This is a genomic window from Salinigranum halophilum, from assembly GCF_007004735.1.
Lineage (GTDB): Archaea > Halobacteriota > Halobacteria > Halobacteriales > Haloferacaceae > Salinigranum > Salinigranum halophilum.
The window spans coordinates 17757-41789 of record NZ_ML660182.1 but is presented as its reverse complement, the minus strand read 5'-3'; the positions used below and the strand labels follow the sequence as shown (position 1 = coordinate 41789).

The following is a 24033-nucleotide window of genomic DNA, read 5'->3' as shown; positions in this document are numbered from 1 at the left end:
GAGACGCGTTCAGAGTAGCAGGCCGGCGGCGACGACCCCGACGAGGAACGACACGCCGGCCAGCACGAGTGCGATACCGACCCGGTAGCCGACGCGCGTCGGGTCGAGCCCGGATTCGAGCCCGGTCGCCAGCGCGGTCAACGTCGCCGCCATGAGGAAGACGTAGCCGCCGAGGACGGTCCCGAGCCCAGAGACGGAGAAGGCGGGCCCGACAGCCGCGCCCGCGTCGACACTGGCGATGCGCGCCGCGAGCGCGACCGTCGCGCCGCCGACGAGTGGTCCGAAGACGGCCGCAGTGTTGGCGAGCGTCCCGCTCACCGCCGCGAGCTCTCGCCGTCCGGCCCGTTCGGCGCGTTCGAGGTCGCGCAGTTGCTCGGCCATCGCCACGACGGTCTCGCCCGCGGGCCGTCCCTCGACAGCGGCCACCGAGAGCAGCGTCGCGGCCGCGCGAGTGCGCGGGCTCGGCAGGTCGGCGAGCACGCCGAACTCACCCAGGAACGCCTCGTCGAGAGTGACACCGAGCCGTCGCTGGACGCCCGCGGCCGCCGCGAACAGCGTACCGGTCTCGCTCGACAGTTCCGTGCCGACGCGTTCGACAGCGGCCTCGACGGCCGTCCCGTCGCGGACGTGCCGGCCGACGAGCGAGAGCGCCTCTGGCAAGCCGTCTTCGACGGCGCGCGCACGCCGCCGGACGGTGACGGCCGGATGGAACCGGACCACGAACACCGAACCGACGCCCGTCCCGACGACGACCACCGGAGCGGCCCAGTCCCCGACGACGACGGTCGCGACGACCCAGAACGTCCCGGCGGTCACGAGGCCGGCGAGCGCGGGTCGCCACCACGGGACCTGTGCATCGGGGTGGCTGCGCGACACCGATGGCGTCGCGAAGGTGACCGGACGACGAGCGAGGAGCCACCCCGACGCACCGAACAGCGCGAGCGGAAGCAGGACGTCGTACCCGAGCGCGAGCGCGGTGAGCGATATCGACGCCCCGGCGACGCCCGCCGCCGGGAGGATTCCGACGAGCGCCAGCGGCAACAGGACGCCGAACGCGTACACCGCCGTCGCCGGGCCGCGGACGTCGGCCGCGAACGACGCCATCCGCTCCTGGGTCGCCTCGACGACGGTCGACCGCGCGTGGTCGAGCAGCGTCGACCGCTCCGACGGAGGCGCGTCGACGGCCGTCGCGACCAGGTCCGCGGCGCGTTCGAGCGCCGGAAACCACGGTCGCCACGCCGCGACGAAGCTGTCGAGCCCCGTCGCGGGCGTCCCGGCCGCCCGGCGGACGTGGTCGTCGAGACTCCGCGCGAGCGGACCCGTCCCCGTCCGGGCGGCGAAGACGACCGCCGGTTCGACGGCGGGTGTGAACCGCGCGTGAAGCACGAGGCGACCGACGAGGTCGCTCGCCGCACACAGCGCGCGCGTCCGCTCGACGGCGGCGAACGCCGCCGGTGCCCGGTGGACGACGTGGACGACGACGGTGCCGACAGTCGCGGCGACGAGCGCGGCAGCCCCGGCGTCGATTCCGAGCGCGAACCCACCGAAACCGACGAGGACGGCACCGAGAACGCCAGCCGTGTAGCCGCCCCGAACGACCACGTCCGCCGACACCGACGAACCGAGAAAGGACAACTGGCGGGCGAGCGTCTCGTCAGTCGCGACCGCACCCGGCCAGGGCTGAGCGAGCGCGGTGAGCAGCCTCGTGAGCGCCGACGACATCTCAGTCCCCCCGCGCGTCGGGAGCCGTGAGGCCCGCCGCGGCGCGTCGGTCGATGGCTGCGGTGCGCTCCGAGAGCGTGGTTCGAACGTCGGCGTACGACTCCCCGGGGAGGGCGAGCGTCGGGAGGATGGCACTCTCGCCGCGGTCGATCACACCGGTGGGCTCGAGCCGGTCGGAGTCGTCGCTCATCTCGAACAGCGCGGTGAAGTGCACACTCTCGCTCGTCGACCGGACCTCCTCGATACGCGTCACCCGGCGCCCGGCCTCGGCGGTGAGCGTCACCACCAGGTCTGTCGCGCCGAACGCTTGCTCGGAGACCGCGAGGTCCGTCACCATCCGCGCTTTTACCCCGTCGCCGCCGACCCCGTGGACCGTCCCCAGGACCGCACCGTCGGCCGCTCCCACTCGCATCGCCTCGTAGAGCGCCCGAGCCTCCTCGCCGCGGACTTCGCCGATTGCGAGAGCGCCGTCGCCGAGTCGAAGTGCCGCGCGCAGGGCATCGGTGGGCGAGAGCGCGGCACCGTCGTCGAGCCCCGTGTAGATCGACTGGACGTCGCGGCCGTGCCGTTGTAACGCCGAGACGGGGAGTTCGGGCGTGTCCTCGACGACGACGGCCCGCGTCGTCGTGGGGAGTTCCCAGAGGAGCGCGCCGAGGGTGGTCGTCTTCCCCGCGCCGCGCGGCCCGGCGACGAGTGTCGCCGCTCCACGCTCGACAGCGAAAGAGAGGAGGCCGGCCGCGGCGGCCGGGAGAGTCCCCAGGGCGACGAGTCGGGAGAGCGTCCAGACGGTCTCGTCGTGTGCCCGGAACGCGAAGCCGAGGCCGTCGCTGGCGGGGGGTGCGACGCCAGCGAGCCGAATCCGGCGGTCCGTCGACGTGTCGACCGTCGCGTCGAGCGTCGGCGTCGACCGCGAGAAGGCGCGGCCCGATGCCCGCCTGAGCCGTGAGGCAAGCGCCGCCGCACCCGCGTGCGACAGGTGGACGTTCGTCTCGAGCCGTCGGCCGTCGACGACGACGCGGACGGGGTTCTCGTCGACGGGGCTCGTGACGAAGACGTCGGTCACACGCTCGTCGGCGAAGACGTCGTCCAAGACACCGTGGCCCCGCGTGTGCTTGGCCAAGAGCGCGCCGAGCCGTTCGACCGGGTCGCTGTCGTCGGCGCTTCGTCGAACCGCCCGGTATGGTGCGCGCGGGCCTCCCGTGACGCCCCCGGTGGCGAGAAGTCGCCGCGCGGCGGCGAGCGTCTCGAGTGCCGACTCGTCGAGACGCTGCCACGCCGGGACGAGGTGGTACCACTGCCGGCCGTCGCTGTCGTCGGCCGCCGCCTGCCGGCATGACGAGTGTCGTTCGTCGACGTCGTACAGCCTGACGCGTGCACCGGTGTCGAGTTCCCACGCGTCGACGAGCGTCGCGCCGACGGGAGGGTCGACGCCGACACGACAGCGGGCGACGGTCGGTGCGGTGAGCGCCCGGAGCACCGTCTCGTACCCGTCGCCGTCGGCACGCTGGGCGCCCATCTCGAGCCCCGTCTCGGCCGCGATTCGGGCGACGGGGCCGGCGCGTCCCGTCGCCTCGTGAGCGGCACCCAGCGGGTCACACAGCGCGCGCGCAGCGAGACGGGCATCGTGGTGGGCGGCGCGCTCGGCGAACCGTCCGGCGGCGACGAGGAGCGCACAGGCGTCGTCGGTGTACAGTCGGTCGACGCCGCCGGCGCGGCTGCGAACGAGGTCCGCGTCGCGTTCGGTCAGTGCCCCGGTCACCGTCGCCCGACAGTCGGCCGACGCGGCGAGGTCACCGTTCCCCGGACAGTCGTCCGCGGCGACGCGGAGTTCGGTGCCGCACTCGGCGTGGGTGCCGGCCGGGGTCTCGAAGGAGAGCCCACAGGCACAGGCCGCGTCGTCGTCGTCCGTTCCGAAGAGCGCCCGTGAGCGGTCGACGAGTGTGGTGAGGAGCGTCATGGGCCGCTCTGGCCTCGTACCGGTATTTGAACGTTCGTCCGAGACGAGTCCACGGTCAGCGGAGCGAGGTCGACTCGGCGACGCGAACGTGGACGCCCACGCGTCCCTCGACTCGGACGAGCGTCAGTCGGAGCGTGTGCCGCCCCGGAGAGAGGACGAGCGGGCGTTCACCAGTGACGAACCGGACGCCGGTGTCGAGCCGTCGCGGCGGCTGTCCGGCGACGCGGTAGCCGACCGTGGACGGGTGCGACGCGTTCGGGAGGCCGCCGACGGAGAGAGACGCCGCGCGGGCGTCTGCGACGCCGGCCGACGGAAGGGTGACGACGACGGTCCGACTCGCGCCGCGCGCGCCCACGGGGACCGGGTCGTCGGTGGCGACGAGGCCGGCGGCGACGTCTGTCAGCCGAGTCGCACTCGCGTCGAGGCGACGCTCGGTCCGGTCGACGCGAGCGTCGTCGAGGGCTGGCAGCGACGCACCGAGCAACGCGGTCGCGACGACCACGGTGAGGAGCGTTCGAACCGCCGTCACAGCGCGTCCCGGAGCCGCGCGACGAGTGACTCCTCGGGCCCGTGGTCGGTTCCACGGCTCCCGTCGGCGGCGTCTGGCGGGGCTGGCCGACCAGCGCCATCGGGCGTCGCCGAAACACGCTCCGGCCGGCCCGGACGCGCATCCGAACGGGTGTCGTGCGCGCCGTCGGCGACCTGCCGGTCGGTCGACGCCGCCGGAAGCCGCTCGACCGAGAGGCCCTCGTCGGTGTCGGACACGCGGGACTCGACGCGCTCGGCCTTCGCAAGCGCCAGCGACGCCTGTCGTTCGACGTCCGCGGTGACGTCGTCGACGCCGCCGAGATAGCCGCGAACCGCCTGCGTCGTCGCATCGAGGTCGTCGAGTCGTGTCTCGAGAGCGTCGAGCCGTTCTTCGACCGTCGTGAGACGTGCTTCCAGGGCGGCCGCGTCGGCGACGTGAGCGAGGTCGGTCTCGCCGCCGGCGACGGCCCGTTCGACCGCTTCGAGCCGGGTCCGAAGGTCGTCCGTCATGCGGGGCGGTGGCCGCCTCCTCGGATAAAAACGCTCGCCGCGAGGTGAAACATCGAAAACATCATTGACGGACAGGTGTTCGACACGGTCATGCAGTCCGTCCTGATCGGCGTCGGTCAGGCGGGCGGGAAACTCGTCAGCGCCCTCCAGGCGTTCGATGCTGGCGAGCGTCACGATGCCGTCCGCCGCGCAGTCGCGGTCAACACCGCGACGGCCGACCTCCGCGCCCTCCCCGACACGGTACAGTCGCTTCTCATCGGCCAGTCACGCGTCTCCGGCCACGGCGTCGGCGGCGACAACGAACTCGGCGCGCAGGTGATGCGCGAGGACATCGAAGCGGTGCTCGACGCGGTCGTCGTCGAGGCGGCCGCGGAGGCCGTCTTCGTCGTCGCCGGCCTCGGCGGCGGCACGGGGTCGGGCGGTGCGCCCGTCCTCGTCCAGGAACTGAACCGCGTCTACGACAGGCCCGTCTACGCCATCGGCGTGCTCCCCGGCCGAGACGAGGGGGCGTTGTACCAGGTGAACGCGGGCCGGTCGTTGAAGACACTCGCGCGCGAGGCTGACGCGGTGCTCCTCGTCGACAACGACGCGTTTCGAAGGACTGGCGACAGTCTCGAATCGGGCTACGAACGGGTCAACGAGGCCATCGCCCGTCGGCTGGGGCTCCTGCTCGCGGCGGGAGAGGTCGACGCCGGGAGTGAAGTCGCCGAGAGCGTCGTCGACGCGTCGGAGCTCATCAACACCCTCCGGAACGGCACGCTCGCGACCGTCGGCTACGCGGACGCGTCGGCCGCGCGCGACGCCGGGGAGAACGTCAACGTCGTGACGAGCACGACCCGCCAAGCGCTCTTGACCGGAACAAGCATCGAGGCCGACAGTGCCGAGGCGGCGCTCGTGGTGGTCGCGGGCCGCCCGGCGGCCATCCCGCGGAAGGGCGTCGAGCGCGCCCGTCGGTGGGTCGAAGACGAGACCGGGTGTATGCAGGTCCGCGGCGGTGACTTCCCGCTGCGTTCAGAGAAGATCGCGTCGCTCGTGCTGTTGAGCGGAATCGAGCGGACGCCGCGCGTCGAGACGTTCTTCGAGCGGGCGAGAGAAGCGAGTCGTGCAGGCACGGCAGCCGACGACGACGGCCGCGACACGACGGGTTCGAGCGGGGCGAACGGGTGGGCCGTCGACGAACTCGACGACCTCACCTGACCGCACAGCGCGGGTGCGGACAGTTACTGCCGGACGAGACTCGCGCCGTCGAAATCCGTCCGCGTGAAGTCGAGTTCCATCAGGTCGAGGATGGTCGGCGCGATGTCGTAGAGGTCCGCGTCCTCGATGGCGACGTCGGGGTCGTCGACGAGGAGCGTCGCGTTGTCGAACGAGTGCATGCCGTTGCGGGGCCCCTGTGCGAACACCGACTCCTTGTCTTTGAACCCCGACTTGAGGTCGAAGCCGTGGTTCGGCACGACCACGAGGTCCGGGGCGATGGCGTCGTGTTCGCCACGGAACGCCTCCTCCTTCTCGACGACCTGCGCGGCGACCTTCTTCCCGTCGGGGCCTTCCCACGCTTCCAGTTCGGCTTTGAGTTCGTTCCGAACCGCCTCGTACTCCGCTTGCGGGACCGACCCGCGCGGCTCGCGGTCCTCGAGGTTGACGTAGAAGCGCCCGGGAATGAGCGAGTACGCCCGGGTGTCGTCGGAGATGTCGTCGAGTCCGTCGTGGTCGTCCGTGGCGTACGAGAGCCACCCGTTCTCTTCGAGCCAGGCGTTGCAGTTGACCTCGTGGTCCAGCGAGGTGAAGCCGTGGTCGGAGGCGACGACGAGCGTCACGTCGTCGGGGAGCATCGAACGGATCTTCCCCAGGTACTCGTCGACCTTGCGGTAGAACTCCAAGAACAGCTCGCGGTTCTCCTGTTTCAGCCCCTCGGTGTCGCCGGACGCACCGGGCGCGAGGCGCTCGTAGTCCTTGAACAGGAAGTGGTTGACCCGGTCGGTGGTCATGAAGACGCCGAAGAAGAGGTCCCAGTCGTCCGCGGAGAGGTAGTGGCTGAACGCCTCGAACCGCGTGTCGAGGGTGCGGTGGGCGTCGTCCATGAACTCTCCCTTGTCCTCTTTGTGGCCGAGTTTGGCGTTGACGTCGATGGCGTAGTCGATGGACTGGAGGTAGTCGGCGAGTTCGTCGGGGTACGCCGCCTTGTCGACGGAGGGTGAGAGGAAGCCCGACACCATCCGCTGGACGTTCCGCTGAGGGGGGAACGTGACCGGGACGTTGAGCACGGTGGCGTCGCGGCCGTCCTGGCTGACACGGTCCCACAGCCGGGTCGCCTGGACGTCACGGCCCATCGGGACGTACGTGTCGTACGAGCCGACCTCGCGGTCCTGGAAGCCGTAGACGCCGGTCTCGCCCGGGTTCACGCCGGTGGTGAGCGCGGGCCAGCAGGCGCTGGACTCGGGGGGCACGATACTGTCGATGGGGCCGGCGCTCCCCTCCTCGATGAGCGAGGCGACGTTGGGGAACTCGTCGGGGTGCTCCGAGAGGAGCGTGAATGGAACCCCGTCGATTCCGATGAAGGCGACGCGCGGGTGGTCGGTTCCGCGCAGTCGGTCGAACAATCCCATACCCGACCATACCGAGGGGGGCCCCAAGAAGCTTCTTTTCCAGTGACGTTCTTGCGGCGGCCTCGGAGACCTGGTGGGTGAAGCGTCGATTACTGACCGAGAGTCGGCGGCGCGTCGGGTCGAAGTGGTCCCACGCCGACGGGGGCGGGTGTCTTCGAACAACATGAGGACCGCACGACACACGGGCGTGATGGACCGCAGCCTCTTCCTCCCCAGCCGGTCCGGCCGGGACGGAGCCCGGCCGAGACCCTCGCACGCTCACTCGCTCACTGGCGTTCGCTCGTTCGTCGCGCGCCGACCGCTCCGGGAGCGTGCCAGCGCGTGGCGTCGCGGACGTCGGTCCGCGACCCGCGCGAGGGACGAGCACCGGAGCCGCGAACGGACGTGCGCGGCGAGGAGCGCAGTCGGCTGGGGAGGATGTGGCTTCACCGCGTCCGTGCGCCGTGCGGTCGGTCGCGTGCGGTGTTCGTGCGGTCGGTCGCGTGCGGTGTTCGTGCGGTCGGTCGCGTGCGGTGTTCGTGCGGTCGGTCGTTGCTGTCCGTCCCTTCGGTACGACTCGCGGAACCAGTGCCGGCGCGACCGTCGTTGCACCCGTCTGGCGGCGAAGGAGCAAAGTCCGACCCGTCAGTAGAACAGGTGTGAAAGAGTACCAGCAGAAACAGCTGTTGGAACGCGTCAACCGGGAGGGCGCGACGGTCGGCGCGGACATCCCCGACCGCATCGTCGTCCAGGGGGAGGAGGTGAACCTCCGAGAGTTCGTCTTCGAGATCAAACGCCGGGACACCATCCCACCCGGCGAGCGCGACCGGGTCGAGCAGGCGAAGAAGAACCTCCGCCGCGAGCGCCTCCAGCGCGTCCAGCAGATCGAGCGAAACGAGGTGAGCTACGAAGAGGGTGAAGCACTCGTCGAGAGCGTCATCGGCATCGACCGGGCGCTGAACGCCCTCGAACAGCTCCGACCCGCCGACCTCGAGAACGAGGCGAAGGCCCAGTACGCAGCCGACCAGAAGCGATGGATGAAGTTCCTCCGGCAGGCGCTCGGACGCGAAGACGCCAACAAACCGAGCCGACGATGAGCCGGAACGACGAGGTGTCGGCGCTGTTCGAGGAGTTCGCCGACTTACTCGAGGCACAGGACGTCTCGTACAAGCCCAACTCGTACCGCAGGGCGGCCGAGAACATCCGGGAGGACCCCCGACCAATCGAGGACGTCGCCGCCGAGGGAGCCGACGCGTTGGAGGACATCGACGGTGTCGGCGAGGCCATCTCCGCGAAGATACTCGAGTACTTCGAGACCGGGGAAATCGAGGAACTCGAGGAGGCCCGCGCGGACCTCCCGGTCGACATGGCCGGACTGACGCGCGTCGAGGGCGTGGGACCGAAGACCGTCGGGAAGCTGTACGAGGCACTCGGTGTCGAGACGCTCGACGACCTCGAAGCCGCCGCCGAGGACGGCCGGATTCGGGAGGTGAAGGGGTTCGGGAAGAAGACCGAGGAAAACATCCTCGAGAACATCCCCTTCGCCCGGCAGTCGCGCGAACGGGCGCTCCTGGGGGAGGCCCGCCCTGTCGCGGACGACCTCCTCGCGTACCTGCGCGGCAACGACGCCGTCGCCGAGGCCGACGTCGCCGGGTCCATCCGGCGGTGGCGCGAGACGGTCGGTGACATCGACGTGCTGGTCGCGTCCGACGAGCCGAACCGTGTCGTCGCCGCCTTCGCCGACTGGGACGGCGCGACGGGCGTCATCGAATCGGGGACGAAGAAGGCGGCCGTCCGCGCCAACGGCGAGCGGGTCGACCTCCGTGTCGTCGTCCCCGACGAGTACGGGGCGGCCCTGCAATACTTCACCGGGAGCAAAGAGCACAACGTCACCCTTCGCAACCGCGCCATCGCCCGCGGGCTGAAGATGAACGAGTACGGCGTGTTCGACGTCTCCGACGTAGATGACCCCGACGCCGGCCAGCGCGTCGGCGAACGGGTCGCGGGGCGCACCGAAGAGGAGATGTACGCGGCGTTGGAGCTCGCGTGGATCGAACCCGAGATGCGCGAGGACACCGGCGAGGTCGACGCGGCGGCCGCCGGCGACCTCCCGGACCTCGTCACCACGGACGAGGTCCGCGGCGACCTCCACACCCACACGGACTGGTCGGACGGGCGCGCCACGCTCGAAGCGATGCTCGCGGGGGCCGAAGAACGGGGCTACGACTACCACGCGGTCACCGACCACGCGACGGGTGCGGGGATGGTCGGCGGCGTGGGCCTCTCGGACGCGGAGCTGAGAGAGCAGGCATCGGTCGTCGCCGAGGCGGCCGACGCGTTCGACATCGAAGTGTTCCACGGCGTCGAAGCGAACATCGACGCCGACGGCGGCCTCTCGGTGGACGACGCCCTCCTCGACGACCTGGACATCGTGGTCGCCTCGCCGCACGCCGCGCTCGACCAAGGCCGCGAGGAGGCGACCGAACGACTCGTCGCCGCCATCGAACACCCCGCGGTGGACGTGCTCGGCCACCCGACTGGCCGACTGTTGAACCGCCGGAAGGGGATGGAACTCGACGACGAGCGAATCGCGGCGGCCGCGGCGGAGGCGGGCACGGCGCTGGAGGTGAACGCCAACCCGCACCGGCTCGACCTCGACGGCTCGGGCGTCCGGGCAGCCGTCGACGCCGGCGCGGTCGTCGTCGTGAACACCGACGCACACGCGCCGAGCGAGTTCGACAACGTCCGCTACGGCGTCCACACGGCGCGCCGAGGCTGGGCCGAGGCCGCCGACGTGCTCAACACCTGGAACGTCGACGAGGTTCGGGCGTTCCTCGACGGCTGATGGCCCGACGACTCCTCGTCGACGCGATGCTCGGCAAGCTGGCGCGCTACCTTCGGATGTGCGGGTACGACGCGGCGTACGCGCTCGACCGCGGGCTCGAGGCCGACGAGGACCTGCTCGCCGTGGCTCGCGACGAAGGGCGACAGCTCCTGACGAGAGACAGACAGCTAGCCGACAGAGCGCCCGCCGGCGTCCGCATCGACGCCCGGGAGATAGACGACCAGCTCCGTGAACTGCTGGCGGACGGCTTCGACCTCTCGCTCGCGGACGAGCCGGCACGGTGTGGACGGTGTAACGGTCGGGTCGCCCCGGTCGGTGAGGACGAAACGGTCCCCGCGTACGCGCCGGACCCCACGGAGACGCCGTGTCACCGGTGTCGTGACTGCGGGCAGGTGTTCTGGAAGGGGAGCCACTGGGACGACGTCCGGGCACGGCTGAGGCGGGTGAAAGACGAGACGGAGTGAGTCGGAGGGGCGAACAGAACCGGGGCCGTCAGCGGGCCGTCCACTCGTCGCAGGCGTCCATGTCGTCCATCAGGTCGTCGTGGAGGCCGCAGTACGGCTGGATGCCCTGTCCGGTCCGGACGTAATCGAAGTGCTGACAGCTCCCGCAGTAGCGGTCGCCGACCTGCCGGGGGGTGGGCTCGTCTCCTGGGTTGGGGACGAACTCGGTGCCGTCGTCCCCGCTCCCGTCGAGCGGCGAGCGGATGTCGGTGGTGGTCGCGCCGCCGTCTGACGCCGGGGAGGTCGGCGAGCGCGACGGCGCCGGTTGCGAGCGCGAGGCAGCAGTCGAAGCGGACGACGAGTCGGCCGTCGGGGAGAACATCGCCGAACTCCACGAGGCGCCGTCGCCGGTCCCCTCGGAGCCCGTCTGGGTCTCGACGCCGCCGTCGGGCTGGGAGCCGAAGAGGCCGACGCTGCCCGGACCGGGCTGTGGCACCTCGACGACCTTCGTCTCGCCCTGGCGGGTGACCTCCATCCGGACGGTGCCGCCGGGCGCGTTCCGCGTCTTGAAGTTGGCGATGCCGACGAAGAGCCACCAGAACGTCGTGATGACGCCGAAGAAGTAGACACCGACGGTGGGGAGCGTGAGGTCCATCAGCCCGGCTCCACAGTTCGACCCGGACCACTGACACGGGTAGGCGTGCCAGAACATACCGACACCGAGGACGGCGATAGCGGCCCCGACGAGCGCGGCCAGCCGCGTCCGTTTCGCCGAGGGGAGAATCGTCAACACACCGAGGAAGACCGCAGGGACGCCGAGGCCGCCGAGGACGCCGCCGACGTGGCGGCTGTTCGTGATGCCTTCGAGCGTCGCCGTCGTGTAGAGAAGGTCCGTCGCCGCGACGAGAATCCCGCTCAGTACGAGGAGCGCGCCGACGAGGAAGAGGCTGACGCCTGCGTACAGCCGCCGGAGGTCCGGGCGGTGTTCGCCCGACCGTCCCTCCCCTGTGTACACCTCCGAGAGACTGGTCATGGGCGCGAGTACACTGCCCGGACACAAAACGATACGTCAGACGTCCGCAAGACGTTGGCGACGTCTCCCCTCGGCGGGTGTGTGGCCCCCGAGAGCCGACGGCAGGGACGCGAGCGAGACCACCCCAATCGGGACGGAAGGGAAGAGTTTACTGTCGGTGATGGCCAAGCGACGCGCATGGCAGACGACGAAGAAGCAGCGGAGGAGCCTGTCGTCGAACTCGGCGAGGGCGAGGCGGTCGAGGGGCAGCCACTCGCGCGCGTCGCCGCTCGACTGACCTGGCCACACGAGAAGAGCCGCGTCATCGAGAAGGAAGGCGACAGCGTCATCCGCACGCCCGCCGGTCCCCAGTCGCTCGCGGACGTCCTCGGAGACGTCGACGTCACGTACTTCGACACGCGGCAGTCCTTCGTGGCGGCCGTCACCGAGGCGGTCGGAGACGCGCCCATCCAGACCGAGTAGGGGCGTGCCGCGACTCGAACGGTTCTCTCTCGCTCGACTCGAGGAACTCTCGTGGGTCCAGCGGACGCTCCTCGTCGGACTCGTCCTCTCGGTCCTCTGGAGCGCGTGGCAGGTCCCCCGGGGAAACCTCACGATGCGCGCCCTGCGTGACACGGTGGTCTTCATCGCCCTCCCGGCCGCGCTCGCCATCACGCACGGGCGGCATCTCGGATGGCGCGTCGACCGCCGTGCGCTCCGAAACGCCGTGCTCATCGCGCTGTTCGTCCTCCCCTTCTATCTGGTCGGCTCGTCGCTCCCGAGCATCCGCGCGTACTACCCGATGTGGGAGACGTCGACGGCGCTCTCGGCGTTTCTCCCGCACGCACTCCAGCAGTTCGTGGTCGTGGTCGCCGCCGAGACGTACTACCGCGGCCTCCTCTGTGTCGGCGTCCGGGACGAACTCGGATTCAAGAGCGTCTTCATCTCGCCGGTCGTGTACGCCCTCCACCACGTCGGCAAGCCGCCCATCGAACTGCTCCTGTCGGGGCCGACAGACGTCCTCTTCGGTGCGGTCGACTACGACGCCAACTCCATCCTTCCGTCCATCGTCGCCCACGGGCTCGGCCTCGTGCTCCTCGACTGGCTCGTCCTCCACCCGCCGATTCTCCCCCCCGAGCGAGTCATCGAGTGGTTCTCGTTCCTGCCGATTCCGCTGTGAGTGACGGTCGGTTCGGCGTCGCGCCGACTCAGCCGAAGATACGTGCACGAACGGTACACTACCATACCTTTTCGTCGGTCGCTGTCCAAGAGACGGGCGATGACGCTCCCAATCGATCCGTCCGTCCTCACGGGTGAGGACATCGGTGAGCACCGGACGACACTCCAGATGGAACACGAGGAGGCGATCGAGCACGTCCGCGAGGCGTTCGCGCAGGCGGGCTTCGGGACGGCCGTCGAGTTCTCCGTCTCGGACCTCCTCAACGAGAAAATCGGGGCCGACCGCGACCCCTACTACGTGCTCGGTGCGTGCAGTCCCGCGGTCGCGGACCGCGCCCTCGACGCCAGCGACAACACGCTCGGCGGCCTGATGCCGTGTAACGTCGTCGTCTGGCAGACCGAACCCGGCGTCCAGGAGGTCTACCACGTGAGCATCATGCGCATCGCTCGCCTGGTCGGGATGGCACCCGACGACGACGAGATGGCCGACATCGTCGCCACGACGGGCGAGATGGTCGAGGAGGCGTGGGGGAACCTCGACACGGCGGTCGAGACCGAAGCCGACGACTGACGCCGACGGCTCAGCGCGGTGGCTCGTCGTCGGTGCCCCGTCCCCCGCCGTCGTCGGGACGACCGTGTTCGGTTCGTTCGTCGTCGACGTCTTCGAGTTCCGACTCCAGCTCACGGACCCGTGCCTCGAGTTCGTCGACGCGACCGGAGCCACGGAGGTGTCGCCAGCCGAGCACCGCGACGACGACCGGCACGCCGAACAGCGCGACAGCGAGCAAGAGAACGACGAGGAGTTCCGGCCCGCCCGGAACACCGGGGAACAGTGGGACCATGAGGGAGGGTACGAGTCGCCGTCGACATAGGCTTTGAGCCCGCGGCGGCCGACTCACTCGGTGGAGAAGTCTCCCAGCGTCGCCTGGACACCCGACACCATCGTCGACGTGCGCCGGAGACGGTCGAGCGAGACCGGCAGGTACGGCGCGACAGAGCGCACTGCCTCGCCGAGCGTCTCCGCCGTCCCCCCCTCGTCGAAGGCGTTGCGGACGCTCTCTCTGACCTGCCACACCCCACACGGCCCCCAGTAGTCGTCGGAGACGTGTCTGAGGACGAGCGCCTTCGCCTGCCGGCCCCGCGACTCGAGATGTTCGAGGACGCCGAGGCGGGAGGCGTGGTACGCGCCGGCCGTCTCCTCGACGTAACCGGTTCGGCCCTCGTGGCCCTCGTGGTCGGCGGCGAGCCAGACGCCCGCTTCGGGGTCGGGGTTCCAGACGCTGCCCGGCGCCTTCAGTTCGACGAGTTCGAACTCCCACGTGCCGGGGAGGAGAACGACCCAGAAGGCGTTGCCGAGGAACTCGTTGCGGTACACCTCTACGGTGTCGACGGAGGGAGCGTCACGGATGCGGCCACGGAGATACTGCCCCACGGTGTCGTCGACGGCCGTAATCGACCACCGCGTCGGGACCAGGCGTCGGTTCTCCCCCCGTCCGAGCGCCCCCGCCGAGAGGATAGTGTTGACGTCGTAGACGTCGAAGCCGCGTCTGTACAGGTACGTCATCGCCCCCTGTGCGTTCCAGTCGTCGTCCTCCAGCGTCTTCTCGACCGGACGGGGGACGTGGGGGTTCTCACCCAACTGTGCGGACCGAGCCCGCGCACGCGGACCGGTTGGCGTGGCGATATCGTCGCGACCAGGGTCGAGGTCCACGTCGGGTCTCCCGTCCAGTCCGATTTCGACGGTGACGGGGCGGTCCGAGATGGCGACCTCACGCTGGACGCCGAGGAAGCCGTCCCACGTGTCGTGGACCGAATCGACCGTGGTGGACTGGTTCGAGTTGAGCAGCGAGGTCCGTCTCGCGAACACGTCGGAGATGGAGACCCCCTCGTCGTACCACCCCGCCGAGGTCTCGAACGTCGCGGCGTCCTCGTCGTGGCCGACGGGCGAGAGGATGCCCGTCGAGACCCGGGGGTAGTTCGAACGGCCGACGAATATCGAGGGGGAGACGCCGCCGTACAGCGAGTCACCCTGGACCACCTCGTCGAATCGGTCCTGAAAGGTCTCGAGGTGGTCGAGGATGGCGTAGGACTTCTCCTCGACGAGGCGACGGCGCTCGGCACGCTCGTTCTCCTCGATGTCGAGATACTCGTCGAGACGCATCAGCGAAGGTAGTGCGAGCGGAGGCTTGAGCCTTACTCGTCCGCGGGTGGCGAACGCTCTCGTTGGCGAGCCGGTGGCGCGAATCGTAGCCCGTGAACCGGTGCACCACGCTCCGCGGGCCGGTCCGGGTGGACGGTCACAGCATGGACCGGGGTGGGCCCGTCCTCACACAAGAAGGTTCGCCGACGGGAACAGAGGAGAGACCACTCAGTTGTGGATGCCCATCGCTTCAATCTGTTCTTGATACCGGTTGCGGATGGTGACCTCGGTCACCTGCGCGACGTCGGCGACCTCACGCTGGGTCTTCTTCTCGTTACAGAGGAGCGAGGCCGCGTAGATGGCCGCGGCTGCGAAGCCGGTGGGCGACTTCCCCGAGAGCAGGCCCTTCTCGGCGGTGGTCTCGATGATCTCTTCGGCTTTCGACTGGACCTCCTTCGAGAGGTCGAGTTCCGAACAGAAGCGTGGGACGTACCGCTTCGGGTCGACGGGTTTCATCTCGAGGCCGAGTTCCTGGGAGATGTACCGGTAGGTACGACCGATCTCCTTGCGCTCGACGCGGGAGACCTCGGCGATCTCCTCGAGCGACCGCGGGATGCCCTCCTTGCGACAGGCGGCGTAGAGCGCGCTGGTGGCGACACCCTCGATACTTCGCCCACGGATGAGGTCCTCAGAGAGCGCGCGGCGGTAGATGACCGACGCGACCTCGCGCACCGACCGCGGCACGCCGAGCGCACTCGCCATCCGGTCGATCTCGCTCAGCGCGAACTGGAGGTTACGCTCGCCCGCGTCCTTCGTCCGGATGCGCTCTTGCCACTTCCGCAGGCGGTGCATCTGCGAGCGTTTCTTCGAGGAGATGGAGCGGCCGTAGGCGTCTTTGTCCTTCCAGTCGATGGTCGTCGTCAACCCCTTGTCGTGCATCGTCTGGGTCGTCGGCGCGCCGACCCGGGACTTCTGCTGTCGCTCTGAGTGGTTGAACGCCCGCCACTCCGGTCCCGGGTCGATCTGTTCCTCCTCGATGATGAGCCCCGTCGGTTCGTGAATGAGTTCGCCGTCCCCCGTGCGGATGATCTCGTCCGAGTCTACCTCGTCGAGGTCGATCTCGTCAGAGTCCGCCTCCTCCTCGTCCGCATCCGCGGTCCATCGGCGACGGTCACCGTCGCGCTCCCGTTGGCGGGTGGGCCGTGTCATCACATTTTTCACTACCACCTCCACTGACACTTAAGCGTGGGGGCCGGCGTGCGAACGCGGCACACGGTGTCGGCGAGGACGAACGCACTTAATACGTGGTTCCCGAAGCGGGGACGATGCCAAGCGTTGCGTGTGACCCAGAGAAGGCTCGCCGACGGCTCGAAGCCGCCGGCGTCGACGTCGAACCCGGCAACACCGAGTACGAACGGTGGCGAGCGTCGCACGGGGGGGCCGTCGCCGTCGCTTACGACGACAAGGTGGTCGTGCAGGGGGCGACACCCGTCGACCTCCTCGGACACCTCCGCGAGAGTGGCGGTCGTGCGCACGTCTACTTCGACGGGGCGTGTCGCGGTAATCCCGGCCCGGCGTCGGTGGGGTACGCCATCGTCACGGCCGACGGAGTCGTCGCCGAAGGGAGCGAGCGCATCGGCGAGTCGACCAACAACCGCGCGGAGTACGAGGCGTTGATTCGCGCGCTGGAGGTCGCCCGCGACCACGGCTTCGACGAAGTGGACGTCCGCGGCGACGCCGAACTCATCGTCAAGCAGGTCCGCGGCGAGTGGAACACGAACGACCCCGACCTGCGCGAGCGGCGCGTCACCGCACTCGAACTGCTCTCGGGGTTCGACCGCTGGTCGCTCGAACACGTTCCGCGGGAGATAAACGACCGCGCCGACTCCCTAGCGAACGAGGCGCTCGACGATGGCTGACGACCTTCCAGACGAACTGCTCGACGAGGCCGAACGGCTGACCCGACTCGCACGTGACGTGCCGAACCCCGAGGAGGCGGCGGCTCACCGCGACCGTCGCGACGAACTCCTGGCCGAACACGGCTACACGGCCCGCTACCGTGAGGACGACGACACGCTCGTGTTGAACCCGTCTGACTGGTTCGAGGACGGAGTCGCACGCACCGAGCGGATGGACGACCTCTCGCGTGCGGTCGAACGTTCGCTCTCCGGCGCGGGCGCGGACGACGAGTGGCAGGCTGTCGAAGCCGACAACGCCGACCTCGTCGAACGGCTCGGCGAGGAACACGGGGTCGTCCACGCGGCGAACGCCCGGGCGTTCGCCGACTTCATGGGGAACCACTACACGCGGCGTATCGAAGCGGCCTCCGGCCGCGAGGTGAAGGAGTTCCTCGAGGAGTACTATCCGCGCAACGCGTGGCCGACTGCGGAGCAAAAGGCGGTGATAGAGGAGTCGTTGAGACTCCTGTTCGACGCCGCTGGGTGTGACCGACCCAGCTACAGGTGACCGTCGACGAGCTCGCGGACCTCGTCCGCGCGCTCCTCGCTCGTGACGAACTTCGACAGCATCCAGTTGAACCGGTCGAGGACGGTCTGGTGACCGTCGTCGGTGAGTTCGTACTGGTTCGTCCGCTTGTCGAGTTCGCTCTTGTTCACGAGCCCCATCTCGACGAGGTCGTCGAGGTTCGGGTACAGTCGCCCGTGGTTGACCTCGGTACCGTAGTAATCTTCGAGGTGTCGCTTGATTGCAAGTCCATACATCGGCTCCTCGGCGAGAATGACGAGGATGTTCTGTTGGAACGCGGTGAGGTCCCGCGCCATGCCAGACTCTGTGCCCAGGGTTTGTGCCTCTGACATATATCTGGACATGTCATCGGACTACTTAACACTTCTTGTACCATTATTTATTTCGGTATTTTCAGTGCTAAAACAGTACGTGTGTGAGTAGAATTTATCCAGTATACGCCCGTGTTCCAGCGTTTTCGGCAGATAGTGACCGGTTCGGTCACGAGTGATGTTTGTAGTCATGAATAAGACAGGTCGCCGACTGTTATAAACGGACGCGCTCGGCCCGTCAACCGGTCGTCTACCGATACCGACGGATTTTTGCGCTACTCAGCGGACGGAGACGTATGGTCAATCTCTGGGAAGACATGGAGACCGGACCGGACGCCCCGGACGTCGTCTACGCCGTCGTGGAGTGTTTGAAGGGAGAGCGAAACAAGTACGAGTACGACAAGGACGTCCCCGGTGTCGTCCTCGACCGCGTCCTCCACTCGAACGTCCACTACCCCTCCGACTACGGCTTCATGCCGCAGACCTACTACGACGACGGCGACCCGTTCGACGTGCTCGTCCTCGTCGAGGACCAGACCTTCCCCGGGTGCATCATCGAGGCCCGTCCCGTCGCCCTGATGGGGATGGACGACGACGGCGAACAGGACGACAAGGTCATCGCCGTCCCCACCGAGGACCCCCGCTACGACCACATCACCGACGTCGACGACCTCACCGCGCAGACGAGAGCCGAGATCGCGGAGTTCTTCGAGACGTACAAGAACCTCGAGGAGGGCAAAGAGGTCGAGACGCTCGGCTGGGAGGACGCCCAGGCCGCCAAGGACGCCATCGAGCACGCGATGGACCTCTACGAGGAGAACTTCGCGTAAGCCCGACACCCGGATCTTCTCACCGCGAGTCGGGGCTGCGGGAGCCGACGCCCGACCCATCGGTCGGACGACCGACCTCGAGAGTCATGTGTCTCGGTTATTCCCGCGGAACCGCACGATGAATTATGCGCATGGGTAATCTTTTGTGGCCGAACGACGTAGTCGAAGCCGAGATGAGTTCCACCCGTCCCCGCGTCGGCATCGACCACCGGACCGTCGTCCCCGCACCGGCCCCGGCAGCAGCGGACGAAGACGCCCGGTCGACGGCCGACACCGAGCCAGACGACGCGTGAGTCGTGTGTTCTACGCGTGCCCAGGAGGGCAATCCCTTTTAGCACCACGCCGTTAACCCTGCGTAATGGCGAAGTGTGACGCGTGCGGCAAGGAGGAGAACTTGCCGTACCAGTGTCGGCGCTGTGGGCAGACGTTCTGCGGGGAGCATCGCCTCCCGGAGAACCACAACTGTCCCGGGCTGAACGACTGGAACGACCCCGCCGGCGTCTTCGAGAGCGACTTCGACGACTCGGTCGAGAATCGGGGCGGTCGCTCGAAGGGCGTCCTCGACCGGGTGACGTCGACGGGCGGCCCGCTCGGCTACTTCCGCGGGAACATGAGCTACCTCTTTTTGGGGCTGATGTGGATCACGTTCGCCCTGCAGTACTTCCTCTTCCCGTTCGTCCTCGGGTTCGGGCCCCGCTCGGGCGTGTGGCAGGCCGTGTTCGTCCTCAACCCCGGGAGCATCGAGTACGTGTGGACGTGGGTCACCTCGGTGTTCGCCCACGGCGGCTTCACCCACATCGCGTTCAACAGCATCGCGCTGTACTTCTTCGGCCCCGTCGTCGAGCGCTACCTCAACACGAAGCGGTTCACGGCGCTCTTTTTCGGCGCGGGCATCCTCGCAGGGCTCGCGCAGGTGGGGACGACGCTGGTCACGACGGGCCCGTTCGGTCCCGGCGTCGTCGGTGCCTCCGGCGCGATTATGGGCGTCCTCGGCGTGCTCACCGTGTTGAACCCGAACCTGAAGGTGTACCTCTACTTCATCATCCCCATGCCACTGTGGGTGCTCACCTTCGGCTTCGCCGCGTTCAGCCTCGTCGCCGGCTTCGGTGCCGCGAACGGCGTCGGGGCCCTCGGCGGCAACGTCGCCCACTTCGCCCACCTCGTCGGCCTCGTCGTCGGACTCGCGTACGGCGGCCGTGTGAAGGGGAAAGTCGGCGTGCCGAAGTCGCTCCAGTTCGGTGGGGGCGGCGGCGCGGGCGGCCCGGGTCGCGGTCGGTTCTGAGATGGAGCCGCACTTCCCCCAGTACCTGCCCGACGCCTCGGCGACGCGCGAGGAGATGAAAACGCTCCAGCGACGGGTCGCCGAGGCCGCCTCGTTCGCCGACGAGTTCACTTTCGACCCCACACGCATCGGGAGCGGTGTCGACGGACCGCAGTCGACACTCGGGCCCGGCGGCCGGGACCGAACCGGGCCGGACGCGCCCGTCGTCGCCGGTATCGACCAGGCGTTCCTCGACGACGCGGCCGTCAGCGCCGTGGTCTGTCTCCAGGGTGGGGAAGTGGTCGAGCGCGCACACGCCGTCTCCCCGCTCTCGATTCCGTACGTCCCCGGTCTGCTCTCGTTCCGCGAGGGGGGCCCCATCGTCGACGCCCTCGCCGAACTGGAGACCGACCCGGACCTCCTCTTCTTCGACGGGAGCGGCCGCATCCACTACCGACAGGCCGGGCTCGCGACGCACATGGGCGTCGTCTTCGACCGCCCGAGCGTCGGCATCGCGAAGTCGCTCCTCTGTGGTCGCCCCCGCGAGTCCGTCGACGGCCGGCCCGAGGGGTGGCGGACGCCAATTCTCGCGGACAGCGACGTCGACGCCCCCGACGGCCGCGTCATCGGCTACGCCGTCCAGTCGAGACAGTACGCGTCGAGTCGAAAGATCAATCCCCTGTACGTCAGTCCCGGCCACCGCGTCTCCGCGGGGACCGCGGCCGACCTCGTCGTCCGCTGCTGTGACGGGTACAAACTGCCGGAGCCGACGCGACTCGCGGACGCGTACGCGGACGAAGTGAAAGCCGAGTACCTCGAAGACGCGTGACGGCAGGAGAACGCGACCGAACCTCCGCAATCGGTGGCACTTAACTGTCCGCGTTCCGACGTACCGCCGTGCATCCCAAGACGGTCCTCATCACCGGTTGTTCGTCAGGAATCGGCCGCGCGACGGCGCTCGCCTTCCTCGACGAGGAGTGGGAGGTGTACGCCACCGCTCGCAACCCCGCCGACATCGAGACGCTGGGCGACCGTGGCTGTGACATCTCGACGCTCGACGTCACCGACCCCGAGGACGTCGACCGCGTCGTCTCCCGCATCGTCGACGAACACGGCCGTATCGACTGCTTGGTCAACAACGCCGGCTACGCGCAGTTCGGCCCCGTCGAGGACGTCCCCACCGAGAAGGTCCACGACCAGTTCGACGTCAACGTCTACGGCCCACACCGGCTCACACGCGCCGTCCTGCCGCACATGCGCGAGCAGGAGTCGGGGACCATCGTCAACGTCTCCAGCGTGGCCGGGCGGCTCTCGTTTCCCGGCGGCGGCGTCTACTGCGCCTCGAAGTTCGCGCTCGAGGCCATGAGCGACGCGCTCCGCGTCGAGGTCGACGAGTACGACATCGACGTCGTCCTCGTCGAACCCGGCCCGGTCGACACGCAGTTCGACCAGCGGGCGGCCGACGAGGTCACCGCGGAAGAACTCGACCGCTCGGAGGCGTACGACTCGTTCTACAAGGCGTTCGACGACATGCAGGCCGTCGGTGGGGGCGGGTTCTGGGAGGAATCACCGGAACGGGTCGCTGACGACATCGTCAACGCGGCGTCGGCGACGAAACCCGCCGCGCGCTACCCGGTCGGAACCGTCGCCGCCGTCGCCGTCCTGGGTCGGTTCGTCCCCGACTCGCTGCGCGACAGCGCGTTCGGCCTGTTGCGGAAACTCTCCTGACCTCGACCGCTCACTGCAGACAGGCCGCCACGACCCGGAGCGCGGCCTCGCCCTGCACCTCGTCGGCCAGCAGCGGCACGCGCTTGACGTCGTGTCCGCGGAAGATCTCCATCGCCTCCGAGAGCGCGCCCTGCTGGACCTTCCAGCGCCGTTGACAGAACTCGCAGCCGTCGAGGTCCGGCGAGACGACCCACTCGGGGTCGACCTCGGTCGTGACCTCCGTCAGGTTCTCCATCACCTGGTTCACGACGACGGTCTGGACCGGGATCCCGAACTCGTCCAGCCGCCGGATGAGACGCCCCGATTCGAGGACGCTCATCTTCTCGGGAACCATCACCACCCGGAAGTCCGTCTTCGTCGGGTCCCGAAGGACCGTCCGGAGGCGCTCGACGCGCTCTGCGAGTTCTTCCAGTTGGGCCATCGGTCTCTCCGGCTCGGAGCCACCGCCGAACATCCCCTTGAGGCCGTCCATCAGCCCGGAGAACTGCTCGCGCATCTTCAGGAGGCGGCCGGCCATCGAGTCCATCACCTCGGGGAGTTCCAGGAGGCGGAGCGTGTGGCCCGTCGGCGCGGTGTCGACGACGACGCGCTCGAAGCGTGGGTCGTCGAGGTACTCGATGAGTTGCTGCATCGCCGCCGCCTCGTCCGCACCGGGCATCGGTCCGCTCAGCGGGGACTCACCGCCGAAGAGGTCGCCGAGCCCACCCATCCCCATCGGGTCGTCGCCCGCGCCGCCGGTGAATGGGTTCTCGTCGCTCCCGGAAACTCCGCCCGGGCCGGCGGCCGCCCCCGTGGGGCCACCATCGGCGTCGGCCGCGCCGAAACCGGGGTCGAACTCCCCGCCGGCGAATGGTCCCTGTGCGACCGCCTCGGGGTCGATTTCGGCGGCGTAAAGCGGCACGTCGTCGCGAACCTGAGTCGGCCGCGGCGGGACGTCGACCTCGAGCGTATCGGATAACGAGTGCGCCGGGTCGGTCGAGACGACGAGCGTGGCCGTCCCGTCGGCCGCGGAGGCGAGCGCCGTCGCCGCCGCCATCGTCGTCTTGCCGACGCCGCCTTTCCCCCCGTAGAGGACGTACTCGGGGGCGTCGACGCCGACGGGCAGGTCGGTGTCGCTGTCCTCGATGGGACCGATCTCCACCTCGATGGCGTCGCCGTCGGCCGCGCCGGTCGCCCCGTCCGTGGCGTCGTGAACGTGGTCGTCGTCCCCCTCCTCGTCCACGGAGTCGACCGCCTCGACGTCGATGTTCGTCATGTCTCGCTCTCGACCGCCGAGCCTTGTGTACCCGTCGGTCTCGGGAGCGACACGGGGTCAGGCGAAGTACTCGGCCAGTCGCTCGGCCGCTTCCTGTGCCCGCGGGGTACACAGCGCGAAGCGGATCCACTCGTCGCGTGCCTCGCCGAACGCCTCGCCTGGCATCCCGGCCACGCCCGCCTCGTCGATGAGCCGCTTCACGTTCTCCATCGTGCCCGGGAAGCCGTCGAAGCGCGCAAGGACGTAGAACGCCCCCTCGGGTCGGGTGTAGTCCGCCCCGGCCGCGTCGAGCGCGTCACAGAAGGCGTCGATTCTGGTCCGGAGCGAGTCGCGGACGCCCTCGTAGTACTCGGGGCCGGCGCTCCGTAGCGCCGCGAGCACGGCCGCCTGAGAGGGGCGCGCGCCGGTGACGTTGACGAGCATGTGTCTGGTCCGCGCCTGCTCGACGAGCGCCTCGGGGAACACCGCGTAGCCGACGCGGAAGCCCGTGATGGCGAACGTCTTCGAGTACGACGAGGTGACGACGGTGTGGTCGGAGTCGACGGTGAGCGCCGACTCGAACTCGCCGGAGAAGTCGAAGTGGTCGTACACCTCGTCCACCACGAGGAGCGCGTCGTGGGCCGCCGCGAGGTCGGCGAGTTCCTCGATGACCTCGCGCGGGTACACCGCCCCGGTGGGGTTGTTCGGCGTGTTCACGACGATACAGGCCGTCTCGTCGGAGATCGCCTCGCGCATCGCGGGCATGTCGAGCTGGCCGTCCTCGTGGACCGGGACCATCGTCGTCCGGCCGCCGAGCATCTGCGCCTTGCCCGGATAGTACGGGTAGACGGGGTCGGTGAGGACGAACTCGTCGCCCGTGTCGCGCTCCATGGCGCGGGCCATCGCGAGGTAGTTCGCCTCGCCACCGCCGATGGAGACGATGACGCGGGAGACGTCGACGTTCCGGCGCTCGGCGATTTCCTCTCTCAACTCCCTGAGCCCGTCACTCGGCGGGTACTGAAACGCCGCGGTTGGCGCGTCGGCGTACTCGTGCAGCCCCTCCCGGAGGGCGGCGGGCGGGTCCCAGTCGGGGTTACCGCTCACCATGTCGACGACGTCCCTGTCCGCGTTGGTCGCGTACTGGATGACGTGGAAGAACAGCGGCTCGTCGTAGTCCATACCCCTCGATGGCACAGGAGGGTGTTGGCGTTTTCGTCCTGGACGTGAGTATCAATCGACCACGTGAGGGCGAAACGCTTGAGTC

General features: G+C 69.0%; 25 protein-coding genes. 13 read left to right on the top strand and 12 right to left on the bottom strand.

Annotated features, from left to right (window positions below; genetic code table 11):
- Positions 1–9: 9 nt before the first annotated feature.
- Genes E6N53_RS00225 through E6N53_RS00210 form a run of 4 tightly spaced genes read right to left on the bottom strand, consistent with a single transcriptional unit; the run spans position 10 to position 4717 of the window.
- On the bottom strand, positions 10–1722 hold the full coding sequence (locus tag E6N53_RS00225) for a type II secretion system F family protein (protein WP_142855960.1): 1713 nt from the start codon (positions 1720–1722) through the stop codon (positions 10–12).
- 1 nt (position 1723) lies between these two features.
- Positions 1724–3679 carry an ATPase, T2SS/T4P/T4SS family gene (locus E6N53_RS00220; protein ID WP_142855957.1) on the bottom strand — a complete coding sequence of 652 codons (1956 nt, stop codon included), beginning with the start codon at positions 3677–3679 and terminating at the stop codon, positions 1724–1726.
- Between the two features lie 55 nt (positions 3680–3734).
- Positions 3735–4208, bottom strand: a complete 474-nt coding sequence (locus E6N53_RS00215) for a DUF7311 family protein (RefSeq protein WP_142855955.1) — start codon at positions 4206–4208, stop codon at positions 3735–3737.
- Positions 4205–4717, bottom strand: a complete 513-nt coding sequence (locus E6N53_RS00210) for a DUF7310 family coiled-coil domain-containing protein (RefSeq protein ID WP_142855953.1) — start codon at positions 4715–4717, stop codon at positions 4205–4207. Before E6N53_RS00210 ends, E6N53_RS00215 begins: the two co-directional genes overlap by 4 nt.
- A gap of 90 nt (positions 4718–4807) precedes the next feature.
- On the opposite strand from E6N53_RS00210, the gene E6N53_RS00205 reads away from it, so the two are divergent.
- Positions 4808–5914, top strand: coding sequence for a tubulin/FtsZ family protein (locus E6N53_RS00205; protein WP_142855951.1), 1107 nt, complete (start codon positions 4808–4810; stop codon positions 5912–5914).
- 23 nt (positions 5915–5937) lie between these two features.
- On the opposite strand, the gene E6N53_RS00200 is transcribed toward E6N53_RS00205, so the two are convergent.
- Positions 5938–7323: an alkaline phosphatase family protein gene (locus E6N53_RS00200; protein WP_136588454.1), complete on the bottom strand. Its 1386-nt coding sequence runs from the start codon at positions 7321–7323 to the stop codon at positions 5938–5940.
- A gap of 638 nt (positions 7324–7961) precedes the next feature.
- Between E6N53_RS00200 and E6N53_RS00195 the strand changes: the two genes are divergently transcribed.
- From E6N53_RS00195 to E6N53_RS00185, 3 genes are read left to right on the top strand one after another with little or no spacing between them, the layout of a single operon-like run.
- The gene (locus E6N53_RS00195) at positions 7962–8399 is read left to right on the top strand and encodes a DUF5788 family protein (protein ID WP_136588453.1); all 438 of its coding nucleotides are present in this window, start codon (positions 7962–7964) and stop codon (positions 8397–8399) included.
- The gene (polX, locus tag E6N53_RS00190; protein WP_142855949.1) at positions 8396–10147 is read left to right on the top strand and encodes a DNA polymerase/3'-5' exonuclease PolX; all 1752 of its coding nucleotides are present in this window, start codon (positions 8396–8398) and stop codon (positions 10145–10147) included. The genes E6N53_RS00195 and polX overlap by 4 nt, the downstream gene beginning before the upstream one ends.
- Positions 10147–10611, top strand: a complete 465-nt coding sequence (locus E6N53_RS00185) for a Mut7-C RNAse domain-containing protein (protein ID WP_142855947.1) — start codon at positions 10147–10149, stop codon at positions 10609–10611. Before polX ends, E6N53_RS00185 begins: the two co-directional genes overlap by 1 nt.
- Before the next feature lie 28 nt (positions 10612–10639).
- Here the strand turns inward: E6N53_RS00185 and E6N53_RS00180 are convergent, their stop codons facing one another.
- Positions 10640–11623, bottom strand: coding sequence for a cell division protein CdpA domain-containing protein (locus E6N53_RS00180; protein WP_142855945.1), 984 nt, complete (start codon positions 11621–11623; stop codon positions 10640–10642).
- Positions 11624–11800: 177 nt separating this feature from the next.
- On the opposite strand from E6N53_RS00180, the gene E6N53_RS00175 reads away from it, so the two are divergent.
- From E6N53_RS00175 to E6N53_RS00165, 3 genes are all read left to right on the top strand, one after another.
- Positions 11801–12085 (top strand): DUF5789 family protein, encoded by a 285-nt coding sequence (locus tag E6N53_RS00175; protein ID WP_142855943.1) that lies wholly within the window; start codon positions 11801–11803, stop codon positions 12083–12085.
- A 133-nt stretch (positions 12086–12218) separates the two neighbouring features.
- Positions 12219–12782: a CPBP family glutamic-type intramembrane protease gene (locus E6N53_RS00170; RefSeq protein WP_236639691.1), complete on the top strand. Its 564-nt coding sequence runs from the start codon at positions 12219–12221 to the stop codon at positions 12780–12782.
- Between the two features lie 99 nt (positions 12783–12881).
- On the top strand, positions 12882–13352 hold the full coding sequence (locus E6N53_RS00165; RefSeq protein WP_136588447.1) for a DUF302 domain-containing protein: 471 nt from the start codon (positions 12882–12884) through the stop codon (positions 13350–13352).
- A gap of 10 nt (positions 13353–13362) precedes the next feature.
- Here E6N53_RS00165 and E6N53_RS21515 read toward each other — a convergent pair whose 3' ends face one another.
- From E6N53_RS21515 to E6N53_RS00150, 3 genes are all read right to left on the bottom strand, one after another.
- Positions 13363–13623 carry a preprotein translocase subunit TatA gene (locus tag E6N53_RS21515; RefSeq protein WP_142855941.1) on the bottom strand — a complete coding sequence of 87 codons (261 nt, stop codon included), beginning with the start codon at positions 13621–13623 and terminating at the stop codon, positions 13363–13365.
- Positions 13624–13676: 53 nt separating this feature from the next.
- Positions 13677–14942 (bottom strand): DNA repair protein NreA, encoded by a 1266-nt coding sequence (gene nreA / locus E6N53_RS00155; RefSeq protein WP_142855939.1) that lies wholly within the window; start codon positions 14940–14942, stop codon positions 13677–13679.
- Between the two features lie 207 nt (positions 14943–15149).
- Positions 15150–16130 carry a transcription initiation factor IIB gene (locus E6N53_RS00150; protein ID WP_136588444.1) on the bottom strand — a complete coding sequence of 327 codons (981 nt, stop codon included), beginning with the start codon at positions 16128–16130 and terminating at the stop codon, positions 15150–15152.
- Between the two features lie 116 nt (positions 16131–16246).
- Here E6N53_RS00150 and rnhA point away from each other — a divergent pair, with 116 nt between their 5' ends.
- Both rnhA and E6N53_RS00140 read left to right on the top strand, forming a co-directional pair.
- The gene (rnhA, locus tag E6N53_RS00145) at positions 16247–16840 is read left to right on the top strand and encodes a ribonuclease HI (RefSeq protein ID WP_142855937.1); all 594 of its coding nucleotides are present in this window, start codon (positions 16247–16249) and stop codon (positions 16838–16840) included.
- Positions 16833–17387 (top strand): DUF7108 family protein, encoded by a 555-nt coding sequence (locus tag E6N53_RS00140; RefSeq protein ID WP_142855934.1) that lies wholly within the window; start codon positions 16833–16835, stop codon positions 17385–17387. The genes rnhA and E6N53_RS00140 overlap by 8 nt, the downstream gene beginning before the upstream one ends.
- On the opposite strand, the gene E6N53_RS00135 is transcribed toward E6N53_RS00140, so the two are convergent.
- A complete protein-coding gene (locus E6N53_RS00135) occupies positions 17378–17737 on the bottom strand; it encodes a PadR family transcriptional regulator (RefSeq protein WP_136588441.1) in 360 nt (119 codons plus the stop codon). The genes E6N53_RS00140 and E6N53_RS00135 overlap by 10 nt on opposite strands.
- Positions 17738–18012: 275 nt before the next feature.
- Between E6N53_RS00135 and E6N53_RS00130 the strand changes: the two genes are divergently transcribed.
- From E6N53_RS00130 to E6N53_RS00115, 4 genes are all read left to right on the top strand, one after another.
- Positions 18013–18546, top strand: coding sequence for an inorganic diphosphatase (locus tag E6N53_RS00130; protein WP_136602035.1), 534 nt, complete (start codon positions 18013–18015; stop codon positions 18544–18546).
- 358 nt (positions 18547–18904) lie between these two features.
- Positions 18905–19828 (top strand): rhomboid family intramembrane serine protease, encoded by a 924-nt coding sequence (locus E6N53_RS00125; protein ID WP_142855932.1) that lies wholly within the window; start codon positions 18905–18907, stop codon positions 19826–19828.
- Position 19829: 1 nt separating this feature from the next.
- Positions 19830–20636 (top strand): endonuclease V, encoded by an 807-nt coding sequence (locus E6N53_RS00120; protein ID WP_142855930.1) that lies wholly within the window; start codon positions 19830–19832, stop codon positions 20634–20636.
- Positions 20637–20704: 68 nt separating this feature from the next.
- Positions 20705–21535 (top strand): SDR family oxidoreductase, encoded by an 831-nt coding sequence (locus E6N53_RS00115; protein WP_142855928.1) that lies wholly within the window; start codon positions 20705–20707, stop codon positions 21533–21535.
- Between the two features lie 10 nt (positions 21536–21545).
- On the opposite strand, the gene E6N53_RS00110 is transcribed toward E6N53_RS00115, so the two are convergent.
- Both E6N53_RS00110 and E6N53_RS00105 read right to left on the bottom strand, forming a co-directional pair.
- Entirely contained in the window at positions 21546–22790 is a 1245-nt protein-coding gene (locus tag E6N53_RS00110) for an ArsA family ATPase (protein ID WP_142855926.1), read from the bottom strand.
- Positions 22791–22847: 57 nt separating this feature from the next.
- Complete coding sequence (locus E6N53_RS00105; protein ID WP_142855924.1) at positions 22848–23948, bottom strand: pyridoxal phosphate-dependent aminotransferase; 1101 nt, start codon at positions 23946–23948, stop codon at positions 22848–22850.
- Positions 23949–24033: the final 85 nt, after the last annotated feature.

Bases quoted from the DNA above. Each gene is read 5' to 3' on its own strand.
- E6N53_RS00225 (WP_142855960.1), bottom strand. From the start codon at position 1,722: ATGTCGTCGGCGCTCACGAGGCTGCTCACCGCGCTCGCTCAGCCCTGG.
- E6N53_RS00220 (WP_142855957.1), bottom strand. From the start codon at position 3,679: ATGACGCTCCTCACCACACTCGTCGACCGCTCACGGGCGCTCTTCGGA.
- E6N53_RS00210 (WP_142855953.1), bottom strand. From the start codon at position 4,717: ATGACGGACGACCTTCGGACCCGGCTCGAAGCGGTCGAACGGGCCGTC.
- E6N53_RS00205 (WP_142855951.1), top strand. From the start codon at position 4,808: ATGCAGTCCGTCCTGATCGGCGTCGGTCAGGCGGGCGGGAAACTCGTC.
- E6N53_RS00200 (WP_136588454.1), bottom strand. From the start codon at position 7,323: ATGGGATTGTTCGACCGACTGCGCGGAACCGACCACCCGCGCGTCGCC.
- polX (WP_142855949.1), top strand. From the start codon at position 8,396: ATGAGCCGGAACGACGAGGTGTCGGCGCTGTTCGAGGAGTTCGCCGAC.
- E6N53_RS00185 (WP_142855947.1), top strand. From the start codon at position 10,147: ATGGCCCGACGACTCCTCGTCGACGCGATGCTCGGCAAGCTGGCGCGC.
- E6N53_RS00180 (WP_142855945.1), bottom strand. From the start codon at position 11,623: ATGACCAGTCTCTCGGAGGTGTACACAGGGGAGGGACGGTCGGGCGAA.
- E6N53_RS00175 (WP_142855943.1), top strand. From the start codon at position 11,801: ATGGCAGACGACGAAGAAGCAGCGGAGGAGCCTGTCGTCGAACTCGGC.
- E6N53_RS00170 (WP_236639691.1), top strand. From the start codon at position 12,219: ATGCGCGCCCTGCGTGACACGGTGGTCTTCATCGCCCTCCCGGCCGCG.
- E6N53_RS00165 (WP_136588447.1), top strand. From the start codon at position 12,882: ATGACGCTCCCAATCGATCCGTCCGTCCTCACGGGTGAGGACATCGGT.
- E6N53_RS21515 (WP_142855941.1), bottom strand. From the start codon at position 13,623: ATGGTCCCACTGTTCCCCGGTGTTCCGGGCGGGCCGGAACTCCTCGTC.
- nreA (WP_142855939.1), bottom strand. From the start codon at position 14,942: ATGCGTCTCGACGAGTATCTCGACATCGAGGAGAACGAGCGTGCCGAG.
- E6N53_RS00150 (WP_136588444.1), bottom strand. From the start codon at position 16,130: ATGACACGGCCCACCCGCCAACGGGAGCGCGACGGTGACCGTCGCCGA.
- rnhA (WP_142855937.1), top strand. From the start codon at position 16,247: ATGCCAAGCGTTGCGTGTGACCCAGAGAAGGCTCGCCGACGGCTCGAA.
- E6N53_RS00140 (WP_142855934.1), top strand. From the start codon at position 16,833: ATGGCTGACGACCTTCCAGACGAACTGCTCGACGAGGCCGAACGGCTG.
- E6N53_RS00135 (WP_136588441.1), bottom strand. From the start codon at position 17,737: ATGTCAGAGGCACAAACCCTGGGCACAGAGTCTGGCATGGCGCGGGAC.
- E6N53_RS00130 (WP_136602035.1), top strand. From the start codon at position 18,013: ATGGTCAATCTCTGGGAAGACATGGAGACCGGACCGGACGCCCCGGAC.
- E6N53_RS00125 (WP_142855932.1), top strand. From the start codon at position 18,905: ATGGCGAAGTGTGACGCGTGCGGCAAGGAGGAGAACTTGCCGTACCAG.
- E6N53_RS00120 (WP_142855930.1), top strand. From the start codon at position 19,830: ATGGAGCCGCACTTCCCCCAGTACCTGCCCGACGCCTCGGCGACGCGC.
- E6N53_RS00110 (WP_142855926.1), bottom strand. From the start codon at position 22,790: ATGACGAACATCGACGTCGAGGCGGTCGACTCCGTGGACGAGGAGGGG.
- E6N53_RS00105 (WP_142855924.1), bottom strand. From the start codon at position 23,948: ATGGACTACGACGAGCCGCTGTTCTTCCACGTCATCCAGTACGCGACC.